This window comes from Streptomyces cirratus, assembly GCF_014650775.1.
Lineage (GTDB): Bacteria > Actinomycetota > Actinomycetes > Streptomycetales > Streptomycetaceae > Streptomyces > Streptomyces cirratus.
Genome location: NZ_BMVP01000006.1, coordinates 146,798 through 161,673, shown reverse-complemented (window position 1 = coordinate 161,673; position 14,876 = coordinate 146,798). Strand labels below are relative to the sequence as shown.

The 14,876-nt window shown below is 70.5% G+C and carries 15 protein-coding genes and 1 pseudogene; 15 read left to right on the top strand and 1 reads right to left on the bottom strand.

What is annotated here, in order from left to right; genetic code table 11:
- Positions 1-103 precede the first annotated feature (103 nt).
- The 4 genes and pseudogenes from IE207_RS18130 (at position 104) to prcA (ending at position 2,244) form a co-directional block, all read left to right on the top strand.
- Positions 104-316: a ubiquitin-like protein Pup gene (locus tag IE207_RS18130; protein WP_030016348.1), complete on the top strand. Its 213-nt coding sequence runs from the start codon at positions 104-106 to the stop codon at positions 314-316.
- Between the two features lie 144 nt (positions 317-460).
- A pseudogene (locus IE207_RS18125) lies at positions 461-643 on the top strand (endonuclease domain-containing protein); the annotation flags it as partial.
- Complete coding sequence (gene prcB / locus IE207_RS18120) at positions 595-1,434, top strand: proteasome subunit beta (RefSeq protein WP_190185272.1); 840 nt, start codon at positions 595-597, stop codon at positions 1,432-1,434. The pseudogene IE207_RS18125 and the gene prcB, both read left to right, overlap by 49 nt.
- Before the next feature lie 45 nt (positions 1,435-1,479).
- On the top strand, positions 1,480-2,244 hold the full coding sequence (gene prcA / locus IE207_RS18115; protein ID WP_136211123.1) for a proteasome subunit alpha: 765 nt from the start codon (positions 1,480-1,482) through the stop codon (positions 2,242-2,244).
- Between the two features lie 55 nt (positions 2,245-2,299).
- Here prcA and IE207_RS18110 read toward each other — a convergent pair whose 3' ends face one another.
- Positions 2,300-3,298: a LacI family DNA-binding transcriptional regulator gene (locus IE207_RS18110; RefSeq protein WP_190185271.1), complete on the bottom strand. Its 999-nt coding sequence runs from the start codon at positions 3,296-3,298 to the stop codon at positions 2,300-2,302.
- A 146-nt stretch (positions 3,299-3,444) separates the two neighbouring features.
- Here IE207_RS18110 and IE207_RS18105 point away from each other — a divergent pair, with 146 nt between their 5' ends.
- The 11 genes from IE207_RS18105 (at position 3,445) to IE207_RS18055 (ending at position 14,845) form a co-directional block, all read left to right on the top strand.
- Positions 3,445-4,731, top strand: coding sequence for an MFS transporter (locus IE207_RS18105; RefSeq protein ID WP_229873797.1), 1,287 nt, complete (start codon positions 3,445-3,447; stop codon positions 4,729-4,731).
- A gap of 58 nt (positions 4,732-4,789) precedes the next feature.
- Positions 4,790-6,151: a Pup--protein ligase gene (pafA, locus tag IE207_RS18100; RefSeq protein WP_190185270.1), complete on the top strand. Its 1,362-nt coding sequence runs from the start codon at positions 4,790-4,792 to the stop codon at positions 6,149-6,151.
- A 129-nt stretch (positions 6,152-6,280) separates the two neighbouring features.
- Complete coding sequence (locus IE207_RS18095; RefSeq protein ID WP_190185269.1) at positions 6,281-7,222, top strand: FKBP-type peptidyl-prolyl cis-trans isomerase; 942 nt, start codon at positions 6,281-6,283, stop codon at positions 7,220-7,222.
- A gap of 54 nt (positions 7,223-7,276) precedes the next feature.
- Entirely contained in the window at positions 7,277-7,672 is a 396-nt protein-coding gene (locus tag IE207_RS18090; protein WP_190185268.1) for an FKBP-type peptidyl-prolyl cis-trans isomerase, read from the top strand.
- Between the two features lie 141 nt (positions 7,673-7,813).
- Positions 7,814-8,770, top strand: a complete 957-nt coding sequence (locus tag IE207_RS18085; protein WP_190185267.1) for a helix-turn-helix transcriptional regulator — start codon at positions 7,814-7,816, stop codon at positions 8,768-8,770.
- Between the two features lie 87 nt (positions 8,771-8,857).
- A complete protein-coding gene (locus tag IE207_RS18080; protein ID WP_190185266.1) occupies positions 8,858-9,826 on the top strand; it encodes a helix-turn-helix transcriptional regulator in 969 nt (322 codons plus the stop codon).
- Between the two features lie 8 nt (positions 9,827-9,834).
- Positions 9,835-10,119, top strand: coding sequence for a CpXC domain-containing protein (locus IE207_RS18075; RefSeq protein ID WP_229873796.1), 285 nt, complete (start codon positions 9,835-9,837; stop codon positions 10,117-10,119).
- Positions 10,120-10,145: 26 nt separating this feature from the next.
- Positions 10,146-10,346 (top strand): hypothetical protein, encoded by a 201-nt coding sequence (locus IE207_RS18070; RefSeq protein ID WP_190185264.1) that lies wholly within the window; start codon positions 10,146-10,148, stop codon positions 10,344-10,346.
- A 208-nt stretch (positions 10,347-10,554) separates the two neighbouring features.
- Entirely contained in the window at positions 10,555-10,848 is a 294-nt protein-coding gene (gene tatA, locus IE207_RS18065) for a Sec-independent protein translocase subunit TatA (RefSeq protein WP_190185263.1), read from the top strand.
- A 56-nt stretch (positions 10,849-10,904) separates the two neighbouring features.
- Positions 10,905-11,861 carry a twin-arginine translocase subunit TatC gene (gene tatC, locus IE207_RS18060; protein ID WP_190185262.1) on the top strand — a complete coding sequence of 319 codons (957 nt, stop codon included), beginning with the start codon at positions 10,905-10,907 and terminating at the stop codon, positions 11,859-11,861.
- A gap of 131 nt (positions 11,862-11,992) precedes the next feature.
- The gene (locus tag IE207_RS18055; RefSeq protein ID WP_190185261.1) at positions 11,993-14,845 is read left to right on the top strand and encodes a DEAD/DEAH box helicase; all 2,853 of its coding nucleotides are present in this window, start codon (positions 11,993-11,995) and stop codon (positions 14,843-14,845) included.
- Positions 14,846-14,876: the final 31 nt, after the last annotated feature.

Here is a 14,876-nt window from a genome sequence, read left to right as displayed (position 1 = left end):
TCGGACCCTCCTTGTAGGGTCCGGCATAAGGTCTGATCTTGGGAGGGGTCCCGGTCCGGGACCACTCGACGTGAGCGTGCGAACCGAGCGGGGTGAGGTAGACATGGCGACCAAGGACACCGGCGGCGGACAGCAGAAGGCGACGCGCTCGACCGAGGAGGTCGAGGAGGCGGCGGTCGAGGAATCGACCGACCTTAAGGAACGTCAGGAGAAGCTCTCCGACGACGTCGACTCGGTACTTGACGAGATCGACGATGTCCTTGAGGAGAACGCCGAGGACTTCGTGCGGTCCTTCGTTCAAAAGGGTGGGCAGTAGAGCCTATCTGCCTTCGATTCGAAGGTGTTGAAGGGGAGCGGTCAGGCTGGAGCCGACGAAGCGGTGCGCCCGGTGCGGTGAGGGAAAGCCGCATCGGGCCTGCGCTCCCGGCGGGCACATCCGGACCCACTGCAACGGCGCTTCGCGCAGGTTGATCACTGTCATCGGACGGGTAAGGTCCGGGGCGTACTTTGCTTCAACTGCAATACGGCTATCGGACTGTTGGGAGATGATCCCGGCACCATCCAGCGGGCCATCTCATACCTGGAGGGAAACGCGTGGAAGCCAACAATCTTGGCACGGGGCGTCTACCGGCAGCCTTCCTGACGCCGGGGTCCTCGTCCTTCATGGACTTCCTCGGGGCGCACTCGCCCGAGATGCTGCCCGGCAACCGGAGGTTGCCGGAGGGGATCGTCGAGGCGCCGCACGGGACGACCATCGTGGCCGCCACCTTCCCCGGCGGGGTCGTGCTCGCCGGTGACCGGCGGGCGACCATGGGGAACATGATCGCGCAGCGGGACATCGAGAAGGTGTTCCCGGCCGACGAGTACTCCGCCGTCGGCATCGCCGGTACGGCCGGTCTCGCCGTGGAGATGGTGAAGCTGTTCCAGCTGGAGCTGGAGCACTTCGAGAAGGTGGAGGGGACGACCCTCTCCCTGGAGGGCAAGGCGAACCGGCTCTCCACCATGATCCGGAGCAATCTGGGGATGGCGATGCAGGGGCTGGCCGTCGTGCCGCTGTTCGCCGGGTACGACGAGGCCAAGGAGAAGGGTCGGATCTTCTCCTACGACGTGACCGGCGGACGCTCCGAGGAGCACGGGTTCGCCGCCACCGGTTCCGGTTCGATCTTCGCCAAGGGCTCGATGAAGAAGCTGTTCCGGCCGGACCTGACGGAGGAACAGGCCACCACGCTGGTCGTGCAGGCGCTGTACGACGCCGCCGACGACGACTCGGCGACGGGTGGCCCCGACCTTTACCGTCACATCTATCCCATCGTCACCGTCATCACCGATGAGGGTTTCCGCAGGCTGAGCGACGACGAGTCGCAGGAAATCGCCCGTACGGTCACCAACCGTCGGCTCGAGCAGCCGGACGGCCCGCGCGCCGCCCTGCTCTGACCATCCGTCGCCCCGTAGGAACCGGAAGAAAGGGACGGACAGCCGGTGTCGACTCCGTTCTATGTGTCACCCCAGCAGGCCATGGCCGACCGGGCGGAATACGCCCGGAAGGGCATCGCCCGCGGTCGCAGCCTCGTCGTGCTGCAGTATGCCGACGGCATCGTGTTCGTCGGGGAGAACCCGTCCCGTGCGCTGCACAAGTTCAGCGAGATCTATGACCGGATCGGCTTCGCGGCCGCCGGCAAGTACAACGAGTACGAGAACCTGCGGATCGGTGGTGTGCGGTACGCGGATCTGCGCGGGTACACCTATGACCGTGATGACGTGACGGCCCGTGGGCTGGCGAACGTGTACGCGCAGACGCTGGGCACCATCTTCTCCAGTGCGGGTGAGAAGCCGTACGAGGTGGAGCTGGTCGTGGCGGAGGTCGGTGCGACGGCCGCGGGGGACCAGATCTACCGGTTGCCGCACGACGGGTCGATCGTGGACGAGCACGGTTCGGTCGCGGTCGGCGGCAACGCCGAGCAGATCAGTACGTTCCTGGACCAGCGGCACCAGGACGGGATGACGCTGTCCGAGGCGTTGAAGCTGGCGGTGCAGGCGCTGTCCAGTCAGGCGAACGGTGCGGACAAGTCGATTCCGGCGGAGCGGCTGGAGGTCGCCGTGCTGGACCGGACGCGGCCGCAGCAGCGCAAGTTCAAGCGGATCCGCGGCCGGCAGCTGGCGCGGCTGCTGGAGGCGGACGTACCGGCGGCGGCGCAGGCCGATGCGGTGTCGAACGACGAGGGTCCCGAGGACGACGCGGAGTAGTGCGTGCGGGGGAGCCCCGGTCCGCCCGTGAGGGCGGGTCGGGGCTTCGTCGTGTTCAGGGGGCGGGGGCGGGGCCGGAGGAGTCGCGGACGACGAGTTCGACGGGGATGTCGGGGGCGGACCAGTGGGTGCCTTCGAGGACGGCGAGGAGGGCGGTCATGCCTTGCCGGCCGACGTGTTCGGCGGGCAGGCGGACGGTGGTGAGCTCGGGCTCGACGGCGGTGGCGAGGGCGAGGTCGTCGAAGCCGGTGACGGAGAGGTCGTCGGGGATGCGCATGCCGAGGCGGCGGGCGGCCTTGCAGGCGCCGGCGGCCAGGATGTCGTCGTCGCAGATGACGGCGGTGGGGCGGGCGCCGGGGCCGGTGAGGGCGGCTTCGAGGGCGGTGCGCGCGCCGGTGACGGTGAGGGGGGAGCGCACGGTGCGCAGCTCGGCGGGGGCCTTAATGAGACCCGCGAGGGCGTCGGCGCGGGTGTGGAAGGTCCAGGAGTCCACGGCGGAGGCGAGGTGCAGGAAGCGGCGGTGGCCGTGGGCGAGGAGGTGTTCGGCGGTTTGGCGCATGCCGTCGGCCATGGCGAGGTTGACGTGGGCGGCGGCGGTACCGGAGGCGGGGTCGCTGTCGAGCATGACGAGGGGGAGACCGTTGCCGCCGATGGCGTCGAGGGCGTCGGCGGCCATGGAGGAGGCGATGACTCCGTCGAGGGCGGCGCGGGCGGAGGCGAAGGGGCTGCGGGCCGGGCCGGTGCCGTCGGGAGAGGGGTAGAGGACGACGCCGAAGCCGTGCTCGGCGGCGACTTGGGCTGCGCCGGTGTAGACGCGGGCGAAGAATTCGTTGGTGAGGGCGGGGACGACGAGGAGGGCGGTGCGGGTGCTGCCCAGGCGGAGGTTGCGGGCGGCGAGGTTGGGGCGGTAGCCGATGTGGGCGGCGGTCTCGCGGACGAGGGCGGCGGTGCGTTCGGAGACGCGGCCGCGCCATTTGTCGCCGAGGACGAGGGAGACGGTGGCCTGGGAGACCCCGGCGGCGTTGGCGACGTCCCGGCTGGTGGGTCTCGTCACGCGGGGCTCCTGTTTGGCGAGGTCACGGGGGTGCGGGGTGGGGGCGGGGGTTCCGTCGTATGGACTGGCGGGTCGTGGCCATGGTACGTATGGCGGGTCACGTTATACGTATTACTCCGGCTTGATCCGGGCAGGAAGGGGCGGACATGGCCGCGGGTTATGCGGAGCTGCTCAAATCCCGGCATGCCGCGAGGCTGCTGGCGGGGACGCTCATAGGGCGGCTGCCGAACGCGACGGCGCCGATCGCGATCGTGTTGCTCACCCGGGCCGAGGGCGGCAGCTACAGCCTCGCGGGGGCGCTGGCGGCCGTGTACGGGGTGGCCAACGCGGTGGGGCAGCCGTTGCTGGGCCGGGCCGTGGATCTGTACGGGCAGCCGCGGGTCCAGTTGCCGGCAGCGGTGGTGTCGGCGCTCGGAATGGTGTGGCTGGCGCTCGCGGGGACGGGGTCGGTGGTCGCGGCGTACGCGGCGGTGGTGGTCGCGGGGCTGTTCACGCCGCCGCTGGAGGGCGGTCTGCGGGCGCTGTGGCCGTCCGTGCTGGGCGGCAAGGAGGAACGGGTCCATGCCGCCTATGCGATGGACGCGGTGGCCCAGGAGGTCATGTTCACGGTGGGCCCGCTGCTGGTGACGCTGTTCGTGTCGCTGTGGGATCCGGCGGCGGCCCTGCTGCTGCTCAACGCGATCGGGGTGCTCGGCGCCCTGTCGGTGGTGGTGTCGCCGCCTTCGCGGGCGTGGCGTTCGGAGCCGCGCGAGGCGCACTGGCTGGGCGCCCTGCGCTCGCGGGGGTTGCTGGCGCTGCTGGGGGCGTTCTTCTTCGTCGGTACGGCGCTGGGGTCGATCACGGTGGCCGGTGTGGCCTACGCGGACGGTCATGGCGGTCAGGCGGTGTACGGCTGGCTGATGGCGGCCCTGGGGCTCGGTGCGCTGGTCGGCGGGGTGCTGTACGGGGCCCGGCAGTGGCCGGGGGCGCCGGAGCGGCGGCTGCGGCTGCTGGTGGCGCTGCTGGCGGCGTGTTACCTGCCGTTGATGCTGGTGCCGGGGGCGGTGGCGATGACCGCGCTGACGGCGCTCGCAGGGGTGTTCCTGGCGCCGGCGATCGCCTGCGCGTTCATCGTCGTGGACCGGCACGCTCCGGCCGGGACGGTGACGGAGGCGTTCTCCTGGCTGGTCACGTTCTTCGGGGTGGGCGCGGCGATCGGCACGGCGGCGGCCGGTCCGGCGGTGGAACTGGGCGGAACGGCGGCCGGTTTCGGTGTGGCGAGCGTGGCGGGCGCTGCGGCGCTGCTGGTGCTGATGGCCACTCAGCGGGTTCTGGCTTCCGGCGGCCGCGGCCGGCCGGTGGCGGGGTCGGCCGCGGGTGGTGCGGGGCAGGTGCCCGGACGAGCCGGTGCGGCCCGTGCGGACGGCGTGTCGGGGCCCTTCGCGGGAAACTGATCGGAACCCCGGTCTCGAACCCGGTTTCAGAACAGGGCAGAAGGCGTAATGTTCAGTCATGGACCGCCGCATTTTCGGGCTGGAGAACGAGTACGGCGTCACGTGCACGTTCAGGGGACAGCGCCGACTGTCACCTGACGAAGTGGCGCGCTACCTCTTCCGCCGTGTTGTGTCATGGGGCCGCAGCAGCAATGTCTTCCTGCGGAACGGCGCCCGCCTCTACCTTGACGTGGGTTCGCATCCGGAATATGCAACTCCCGAATGCGACAACCTGACCGAGCTGGTCACCCACGACAAGGCCGGCGAGCGCATTCTCGAAGGCCTGCTCGTCGATGCCGAACGCCGCCTGCACGAGGAGGGGATCGCGGGCGACGTCTACCTCTTCAAGAACAACACCGACTCGGCGGGCAATTCGTACGGCTGCCACGAGAACTACCTCGTGGCGCGGCACGGTGAATTCTCCCGCCTGGCGGACATCCTCATTCCGTTCCTCGTCACGCGCCAGCTGATCTGCGGCGCGGGCAAGGTGCTGCAGACGCCCCGGGGCGCGGTCTACTGCGTGAGCCAGCGCGCCGAGCACATCTGGGAGGGTGTCAGCTCGGCCACGACCCGGTCCCGGCCGATCATCAACACGCGGGACGAGCCGCACGCGGACGCGGAGCGCTACCGCCGGCTGCACGTGATCGTCGGGGACTCGAACATGTCCGAGACGACCATGCTGCTCAAGGTGGGTGCCACGGACCTGGTGCTGCGGATGATCGAGGCGGGGACCGTGATGCGCGACCTGACCCTGGAGAACCCGATCCGGGCGATCCGCGAGGTCAGCCACGACATCACCGGTCAGCGCAAGGTGCGGCTGGCCAGCGGGCGCGAGGCGTCGGCTCTGGAGATCCAGCGCGAGTACTACGACAAGGCGCTGGACTTCGCGGAGCGGCGGGGTATCCGTACTGGTGTCGTGGAGCAGGTGCTGGAGCTGTGGGGCCGTACCCTCGACGCGATCGAGGCGGAGGACCTGGACCGGATCGGGACCGAGATCGACTGGGTCATGAAGTACCAGCTCATCGAGCGGTACCGGGACAAGCACAACATGACGATGTCGAACCCGCGGGTCGCCCAGATAGACCTCGCGTACCACGACATCCACCGCCGACGCGGACTGTACTACTTGCTGGAGCGCAAGGGGCAGGCGGCCCGGATCTGCAACGACCTCAAGATCTTCGAGGGCAAGTCGGTTCCCCCGCAGACGACGCGGGCGCGGTTGCGCGGCGATTTCATCCGCCGGGCGCAGGAGCAGCGGCGGGACTTCACCGTCGACTGGGTGCACCTCAAGCTGAACGACCAGGCGCAGCGGACGGTGCTGTGCAAGGACCCGTTCCGGTCGGTGGACGACCGGGTGGAGAAGCTGATCGCCGGTATGTAAGGGCCGGTTGGCGTCGGCAAAGTGTGACATCTCACTGATCTCGGCCGGGGCCCCGTACGTATCTCGTACGGGGCCCCGTCCACGCCTTAGAGTGGCGGCGACCGTTGCCGTCTGAGATCTGAGGAACACGTGCGCCGACTTGCCGGCCTGCTGGTCGTACCCCTTCTGCTGCTGACGACGGCAGCCTGCGGTGACGACAGCGGCTCCGACTCCGCCCAGATGAAGAATGGGGTGCCCGCCATCACGAAGGGCGCCAAGTTCGGGGAGAAGCCGACCCTGTCGAAGGGGAAGGGTGACCCGCCGAAGGAACTGAAGGTGGAGGTCATCAGCGAGGGCAAGGGCCCGGCGCTCAAGGCCAAGGACATCGCCCAGGTCAATTACTACGGCCAGGTGTGGGACGGCAAGGAGCCCTTCGACGAGAGCTTCAGCAAGGGCAAGACGTTCGACGTGACCCTCGGCGCGGGCCAGGTCATCAAGGGCTGGGACCAGGGCCTGCAGGGCCAGAAGGTCGGCAGCCGCGTCGAACTGGTGATCCCGCCGGACCTCGGTTACGGCGCGCAGGGTTCGGGCGAGAAGATCAAGCCGAACGCCACGCTCGTGTTCGTGGTGGACATCGTCAAGGGTACGAGCGTCCCGGCTTCGGCGACGGGCAAGGAAGTCCCGCAGGACAACAAGGACCTGCCGAAGATCGGTACGAACACGGACGGCAAGGAAGTGTCCGTGACCATCCCGAAGGACACCGCGGAGCCCACGAAGCTGGTCTCGAACTACGTCCTGGAGGGCGACGGCCCGGTCGTGAAGGACACCGACACGGTCGTGGTGAAGTTCAACGGGAAGACGTGGAAGGACGACAAGACCTTCGAGAGCACGTACGCCACCGACTCGGTGGTGCCGTGGCCGATGTCCGACCTGTCGGTCAAGGGCCTCAAGGACGGCATCCTGGGCAAGAAGGCCGGCAGCCGGATCTTGCTGGTGATCCCGCCGGACCAGGCGTTCGGTGACAAGGAGCAGGGGACGATCCCGGCCAATTCGACGCTGGTGTTCAGCCTGGACATCCTCTCGGTGATGTAACACTGGTTCCGGTTTCCCCCGGCTCCGGCCGGGGGGCGCCCCCTGTTGGTTCGTATGAGGAGCAGTTCCGTGAGCGACAAGCTCGAGAAGCCCGAGATCGACTTCCCCGAGGGGCCCGCCCCGACCGACCTCGTGGTCGAGGACATCTGGGTGGGCGACGGCGCCGAGGCCAAGGCCGGCGCGTTCGTCAAGGTCCACTACGTGGGTGTGGCGTTCTCGACCGGCGAGGAGTTCGACGCCTCCTGGAACCGCGGCAGCGCGCTGGAGTTCCAGCTGGGTGTCGGCCAGGTCATCAAGGGCTGGGACCAGGGCGTCCAGGGCATGAAGGTCGGCGGCCGCCGCAAGATCACGATCCCCGCGCACCTCGCGTACGGTGACCGTGGCGCGGGCGGCGGCGTGATCGCCCCGGGCGAGACGCTGATCTTCGTGTGTGACCTGATGGCCGCCTGAGCGACCGCGCCGTCACACCGTCGGGGCCCCTGCCGTGAGGCGGGGGCCCTCGCTTTTGCCGGGGCCCTCCGGGGCGGTACGGTCAACGGTCACGGGTGTGTACGCCGGCGGGTGTTCGTCGGGAAGGGCGGAAGGGCGTCGATGGCGATTGCCAAGGCCGAGCGGCTGATGAACCTGGCGCTGTGCCTGCTGGGGACCCGCAGGCCGCTCAGCAAGCGTGAGCTGCGGGGTTCCATCGAGGCGTACCTGGAGGCGGGGAACGACGAGTCCTTCAACCGCATGTTCGAGCGGGACAAGGACGATCTGCGGGAACTCGGCCTGGTGATCGAGACGGTGGAGAACCTGGAGGGCGAGACCGGCTACCTGGCCCGCCGGGACAGCAACCGGCTGCCGCCCGTCTCCCTGGACGCCGAGGAGGCCGCGGCCCTGGGGCTCGCGGCGAAGGTGTGGCAGCAGGCCCGGCTGGCCGGGGCCGCGAGCGGGGCGCTGCAGAAACTGCGGGCGGGCGGGATGCCGGAGGCCGGCGATCCGTACGAGGGCCAGCACAGCGCGATCGAGCCGCGCATCCCGGTCCACGAGGCGGCCTTCGAGCCGCTGATGCTGGCCTGCCGGGACCGGCGGCCGGTGGTGTTCGACTACCGCAAGTCCACCGCGGCGCACCCGGAGACCCGGCAGGTCGAGCCGTGGGCGCTGGAGTGCTGGCGGGGCCACTGGTACCTGGCGGGCTTCGACCGCGACCGCGGGGCGGAGCGGGTGTTCCGGCTGTCGCGGATCACGGGCAAGGTCCGTTCGCGGGCCGGCAAGTACACGGCGCAGGTGCCGGACGTGGTGACGGTACGGGAGACCGTGGCGAGCTGGGCCGGGGAGAGCGCGGACCGCAGCGCGCGGATCCGGCTGCGGACCGGGGCCGGGTACCCGCTGCGCGCCAAGGCCACCTCCGTCAAGGAGGGCGGCGACGGCTGGGACGAGCTGGAGATCCCGTACGGGCACGGCCTGGACGCATGGCTGGTGGAGTTCGGCCCGGACGTGCTGGTGGTGGAGCCCGCCGACCTGCGGGCGGACGTGGTGGACCGGCTGCGCGCGGTCGCGCTCGGCTGACCCGGCCGGGGCGGGGAGCGGCGCCCGGGGAAGTTCCGTACCGCTCGGATGTCATGAACGCACGCCCTGAGGGGGAGACGTACCAGCATGGCTGCGAACGCCATTGACCAGACCCGCCGGATGCTGTCCTTGGTGACGTATCTGCGCGAACGCCCCGGGGCGCACGTCGCCGACGTCGCGCGCGCCTTCGGGATCACCGAGGACGAGCTGATCTCGGACCTCGACGTGCTGCCCATGTGCGGGACGAGCTTCCGGGGCGGGGACCTGCTCGACATCGACACCGACGGGGAGCGCATCTGGTGGCGCAACCCCGACGCGTCGGGGGAGTCGACGGCGGAGCCGCTGCGGCTGGCCGCCGACGAGGCGACCGCGCTGCTGGTCGCCGCCCGCGCGGTGGCGACCCTGCCCGGGCTGCGCGAGAGCGACCGCGACGCGCTGCTGCGGGCCACCGCGAAGCTGGAGGCGGCCGCGGGCGAGGCGGCGGGGGCCAGCTCCCGGCTGTCGGTGACCTTCGAGTCCGAGGGCGGGGTCTTCGCCGACGTGGACCGGGCCATCGCGGAGCGCCGCCGGCTCTGGCTGCGCTACTACTCGCCGGCGCGGGACGAGCTGACCGAGCGGAAGGTCGACCCGATCCGGCTGTTCGCGGTGGGGCACACGTACATGGAGGGGTGGTGCCACCTGTCCGAGGCCCGGCGCACCTTCCGTCTGGACCGGGTCGCGGAGATCCGGCTGCTGGACGAGCGGGCCGAGCCGCCCGCGATCGAGCCGCGTGACCTGTCCGAGGGGCTGGTCCAGCCGGCCGCGGAGGATCCGGAGGTCGTGGTCGAGGTCGGGCCCGGCGGGCGCTGGGTCGCCGAGTACTACCCGCACGACAGCGCCGAGGAACTGGCCGGGGGCGGCCTGCGGATCACACTGCGCAGCCCCGATCCGGCGTCACTGCGCCGGCTCGCGCTGCGGCTGGGCCGGGACGGGCGGATCGTGTCGCCCCCGGAGCTCGCGGAGAGCGCGTGCAGCGCCGCACGAGCGGCACTCGCGGGATACGGGGAACAGGGCTAGGGGGAGCGATGCCGTCATCATCGGGGGGCGGCCCGGGGCCGGCGGCCGGTCCGGGGCACAAGCGGCCGGGGGCCGGCGGCGGGCCGGTCACCTTCAAGGCCGGGTGCCCGCAGTGCCGGGGGCGTTTCGAGCTCGCGGCGGGAGCGCTGCGGCTGGCGATCGGCGGCAGCAGCCGCAGCACCTTCTACTCGTTCACCTGCCCCCAGTGCGGGGCGCAGGTGCGCAAGCCCGCCGGGGAACGGATCGTGGAGCTGCTGACGGGCGGCGGTGTGAGCACCCTGCGCAGCGTGTGAGGCGCCGTCGGCGCTAGGCTCCTCCCATGCTGTGGCCGATGCTCGCAATTGCCCTGGGTTTCCTCGGTCTCGCCGTGCTGGCGGTGCCGGCCGCGCGGGTCTTCCTGGAGGTGCGGCGGCTGTCGGCGCAGGTGGCCGAGGCCAGCCGCCGGGTCACCGAGGCCGCGGGCGACCTCGAGCGGGCCGCCTCCGACCTGGCCGGGGCCGGCCGGGCGGCGAGCCGGTAGGCGTACCCTCGTAGAAACCTGGCGTACGGGGTCGTACCATCCCCGGACCGGACCCGGGTCCGTCCGCCCCGTGCGGGCGGGGATGACCCCGGGGCATTGCCGGGCGTTAACCCCTGGGGGTTACGATCCATGCAGGAGCGGTGGCGGGATCTTCGTCCCGGCCCGCCCGCCACCCAACCAGCCGTTTCGGTGAGAAGGAAGTCAGCCCATGATCGGCAACCTGAAGCCTCTTGAACTCCTCCTGATCATCGCCGTGATCTTCCTGCTCTTCGGTGCCAAGAAGCTCCCCGACATGGCGCGCTCCCTCGGCAAGTCGGCCCGCATCCTCAAGAGCGAGGCCAAGGCCATGAAGCAGGACGGCCAGGCCGAGGATGCCGCCGCCGCCACCGTCGCCGACCAGGCCCCGCAGCAGGCGGCCGCTCCGCGCACCATCCAGGCCTCGCCCGGTGACGTGACCAGCGCCCGCCCGGTCGGCGAGCCGAACCGCACCACCCAGGGCTGACGGCCCGCGGCCTCACCGGTCACGCCAGTCATCTGCAACGAGACAAGGGACGTGGGTTGCTCAAGTCTGCCCGCAAGCAGGGTCAAAAGCACAAGGACGCCGAAGGGCGGATGCCCCTTGTCGAGCACCTGCGTGAGCTGAGAAACCGCTTGATGAAGTCGGTCCTGGCGATCCTCGTGATCACCGTGGTGGCGGCCTTCTTCTACAAGCACCTCATCGACTTCATGCTCAAGCCGATGCTGGACTCCGTGGGCTGCACCAACGGGGTGGTCTCGCAGCGCAACGGCCGTCCCTGCGCCGACATGACCGTGAACGGTCTCATCGCGCCGTTCTCGATCGCCCTCAAGGTCTCGCTCACCGCCGGTGTGGTGCTCTCCGCGCCGGTGTGGCTCTACCAGCTGTGGGCGTTCGTCGCCCCGGGTCTGCACAGCCACGAGAAGAAGTACGCCGTCGGTTTCGTCGCGGCCGGAGCGCCGCTGTTCGCCGCGGGCGCCGTTCTCGCTTACAAGATCCTCCCGCAGACCGCGATGATCCTGCTGGAGTTCACCCCGGAAAACGCGCGCAACCTGCTGCCGGTCGACGACTACCTCGACCTGGTCACGCGCATGGTCGTGGTGTTCGGTCTCGCCTTCGAGCTGCCGCTGCTGCTGATCCTGCTCAACTTCACCGGGGTGCTCACCGCGAAGCGGCTGGCGAGCTGGTGGCGGATCATGGTGCTCGGGATCACGATCTTCGCGGCGTTCGCGACGCCCACCGGTGACCCGCTCACCATGATGTCGCTGGCCGCCCCGATCATCGGCCTGTACTTCATCGCGCTCGGCCTGTGCCTGATCAACGACCGCAGGCGCAAGCGCCGCAACCCCGACGCCGGCCTGGACGACGACGAGGCCTCCGTGCTGGACCTGACGCCCGCGCCCATCGGCGCGGTGGAGGCGGCCCCGGCTCCCTCGGCCCTGCCCGGGCAGGACGACGGCGGGCGCGAGCGGATCAACGGGTACGACGACGCGACCTGACGGCCCCGGCCGTCAGGCCCGGCCGGTCACCGGGCCGGCAGGTCACCGGGGCCGGGCCGTCGGGCCCGGTCTTCGCCCTCCCCGTAAAGATCCGACTGTTGTCACAGGCGGCGGGTAGGCTCGAAGACAAGATGACCGAAGAACTCTCACCCGCGCAGCGGTACGCCGCTGCCCGGATCCGCGCCGCCGAAGAGGCCACCGCCCTGGCCCCCTTCCGCGAGATGTACGAATTCGGCCTGGATCCGTACCAGGTCGAGGCCTGCCGGGCCCTGGAGGCGGGCAAGGGCGTCCTCGTCGCCGCCCCCACCGGGTCGGGCAAGACGATCGTCGGCGAATTCGCCGTGCACCTCGCGCTGCGGCAGGGCCGCAAGTGCTTCTACACGACGCCGATCAAGGCGCTGTCGAACCAGAAGTACGCCGACCTCGTCAAGCGCTACGGCGCCGATAAGGTCGGCCTGCTGACCGGTGACAACAGCGTCAACTCCGAGGCGCCGGTGGTCGTGATGACCACCGAGGTGCTCCGCAACATGCTCTACGCGGGCTCCCAGTCCCTGCTCGGCCTCGGCTACGTCGTCATGGACGAGGTGCACTACCTCTCCGACCGGTTCCGCGGAGCCGTCTGGGAGGAAGTGATCATCCACCTCCCGGAGTCGGTGACCCTGGTCTCGCTCTCCGCCACCGTCTCCAACGCCGAAGAGTTCGGCGACTGGCTCGACACCGTGCGCGGCGACACCGAGGTGATCGTCTCCGAGGAGCGGCCCGTACCGCTGTGGCAGCACGTCATGGCCGGCCGCAAGGTCTACGACCTCTTCGAGGAGGAGTCCGACCACGGCGGCCGCGGCTCCGCCCGCCGCGAGGTCAACCCGGACCTGCTGCGCATGGCGCGGGAACAGAACAGCCGCACGTACAACCCCAAGGACCGGCGGCGCGGCAAGATGGTCCGCGAAGCCGACCGCGAGCGCGAGCGGCGCTCCCGAGGCCGGATCTGGACCCCGAGCCGGCCCGAGGTCATCGCCCGCCTCGACAACGAGGACCTGCTCCCCGCCATCAACTTCATCTTCAGCCGGGCCGGCTGCGAGGCCGCGGTCCAGCAGTGCCTGTACGCGGGCCTGCGGCTCAACGACGACGCGGCCAGGCTGCGGGTCCGCGAGATCGTCGAGGCACGGACCTCCTCCATCCCCACCGAGGACCTGCACGTCCTCGGGTACTACGAATGGCTCGAAGGGCTGGAGCGGGGCATCGCCGCGCACCACGCCGGAATGCTGCCGACCTTCAAGGAGGTCGTGGAGGAACTGTTCGTCCGCGGCCTGGTCAAGGCCGTCTTCGCCACCGAGACCCTCGCGCTCGGCATCAACATGCCCGCGCGCACGGTGATCCTGGAGAAGCTGGTCAAGTGGAACGGCGAGCAGCACGCCGACATCACCCCCGGCGAGTACACGCAGCTCACCGGCCGGGCCGGACGGCGCGGCATCGACGTCGAGGGCCACGCGGTGGTGCTGTGGCAGCGCGGCATGGACCCGGTCGCGCTCGCCGGGCTCGCCGGCACCCGCACCTATCCGCTGCGCTCCAGCTTCAAGCCCTCCTACAACATGGCCGTGAACCTGGTGCAGCAGTTCGGGCGGCACCGCTCGCGCGAGCTGCTGGAGACCTCGTTCGCCCAGTTCCAGGCCGACCGCTCGGTCGTCGGCATCTCCCGGCAGGTGCAGCGCAACGAGGAGGGCCTGGACGGCTACCGGGAGGGCATGACCTGCCACCTCGGGAACTTCGAGGAATACGCGCGGCTGCGCCGCGACCTCAAGGACCGCGAGACGGAGCTGGCCAAGCAGGGCGCGGCGCAGCGCCGCGTCCAGGCGGCCGGCTCGCTGGAGAAGCTCAAGCCGGGCGACGTCATCCACGTGCCGACCGGCAAGTTCGCCGGGCTCGCGCTCGTCCTGGACCCGGGCATGCCGGCGGGGCGGTCCAACGGCCACCGCGGGTACGAGTACACCGAGGGGCCGCGGCCGCTGGTGCTCACCGTGGAACGGCAGGTCAAGCGGCTCGCCGCGATCGACTTCCCGGTGCCGGTGGAGGCCATCGACCGGATGCGGATCCCCAAGACCTTCAACCCTCGGTCCCCGCAGTCCCGTCGGGACCTGGCGTCCGCGCTGCGGGCCAAGGCGGGGCACATAGTCCCGGAGCGGCGCGGGCGCGGGCGGGCCGCGGCGGCCGACGACCGAGAGATCGCCCGGCTGCGCGCCGAACTGCGGGCGCACCCCTGCCACGGCTGTGACGAGCGCGAGGACCACGCCCGCTGGGCGGAGCGCTACCACCGGCTCAAGCGGGACACCGTGCAGCTGGAACGGCGCATCGAAGGCCGGACGAACACCATCGCCCGCACCTTCGACCGGATCCACGCCCTGCTGACCGAGCTGGACTACCTGCGCGAGGACGAGGTCACCGTGCACGGCAAGCGGCTCGCCCGGCTGTACGGGGAACTGGACCTGCTGGCCTCCGAATGCCTGCGCGAGGGCGTCTGGGAGGGCCTGAACCCGGCCGAACTGGCCGCCTGCGTCTCGGCGCTGGTGTTCGAGGCGCGCCAGTCCGACGACGCGGTGGCGCCCAAGGTGCCGGGCGGCGCGGCGAAGACGGCGCTCGGCGAGATGGTCCGGATCTGGGGCCGGCTCGACGCGCTGGAGGAGGAGCACCGCATCAACCAGGCGGAGGGCGTGGGGCAGCGCGAGCCGGACCTCGGCTTCGCGTGGGCCGCCTACCAGTGGGCGTCCGACAAGAGCCTGGACGAGGTGCTGCGCGAAGCGGAGATGCCCGCGGGTGACTTCGTGCGCTGGTGCAAGCAGGTCATCGACGTGCTCGGGCAGATCGCGGCGGCGGCGCCCTCGTCGTCCGCCCCGCCGTCCTCCCAGGGCGGCAGCACGGTGGCGCGAAATGCCCGGAAGGCCGTGGACGCCCTGCTTCGGGGTGTCGTGGCCTACAGCTCCGTCGGCTAAGCGGATTTGGGTCTTCCTCCGAGAGGCGGGG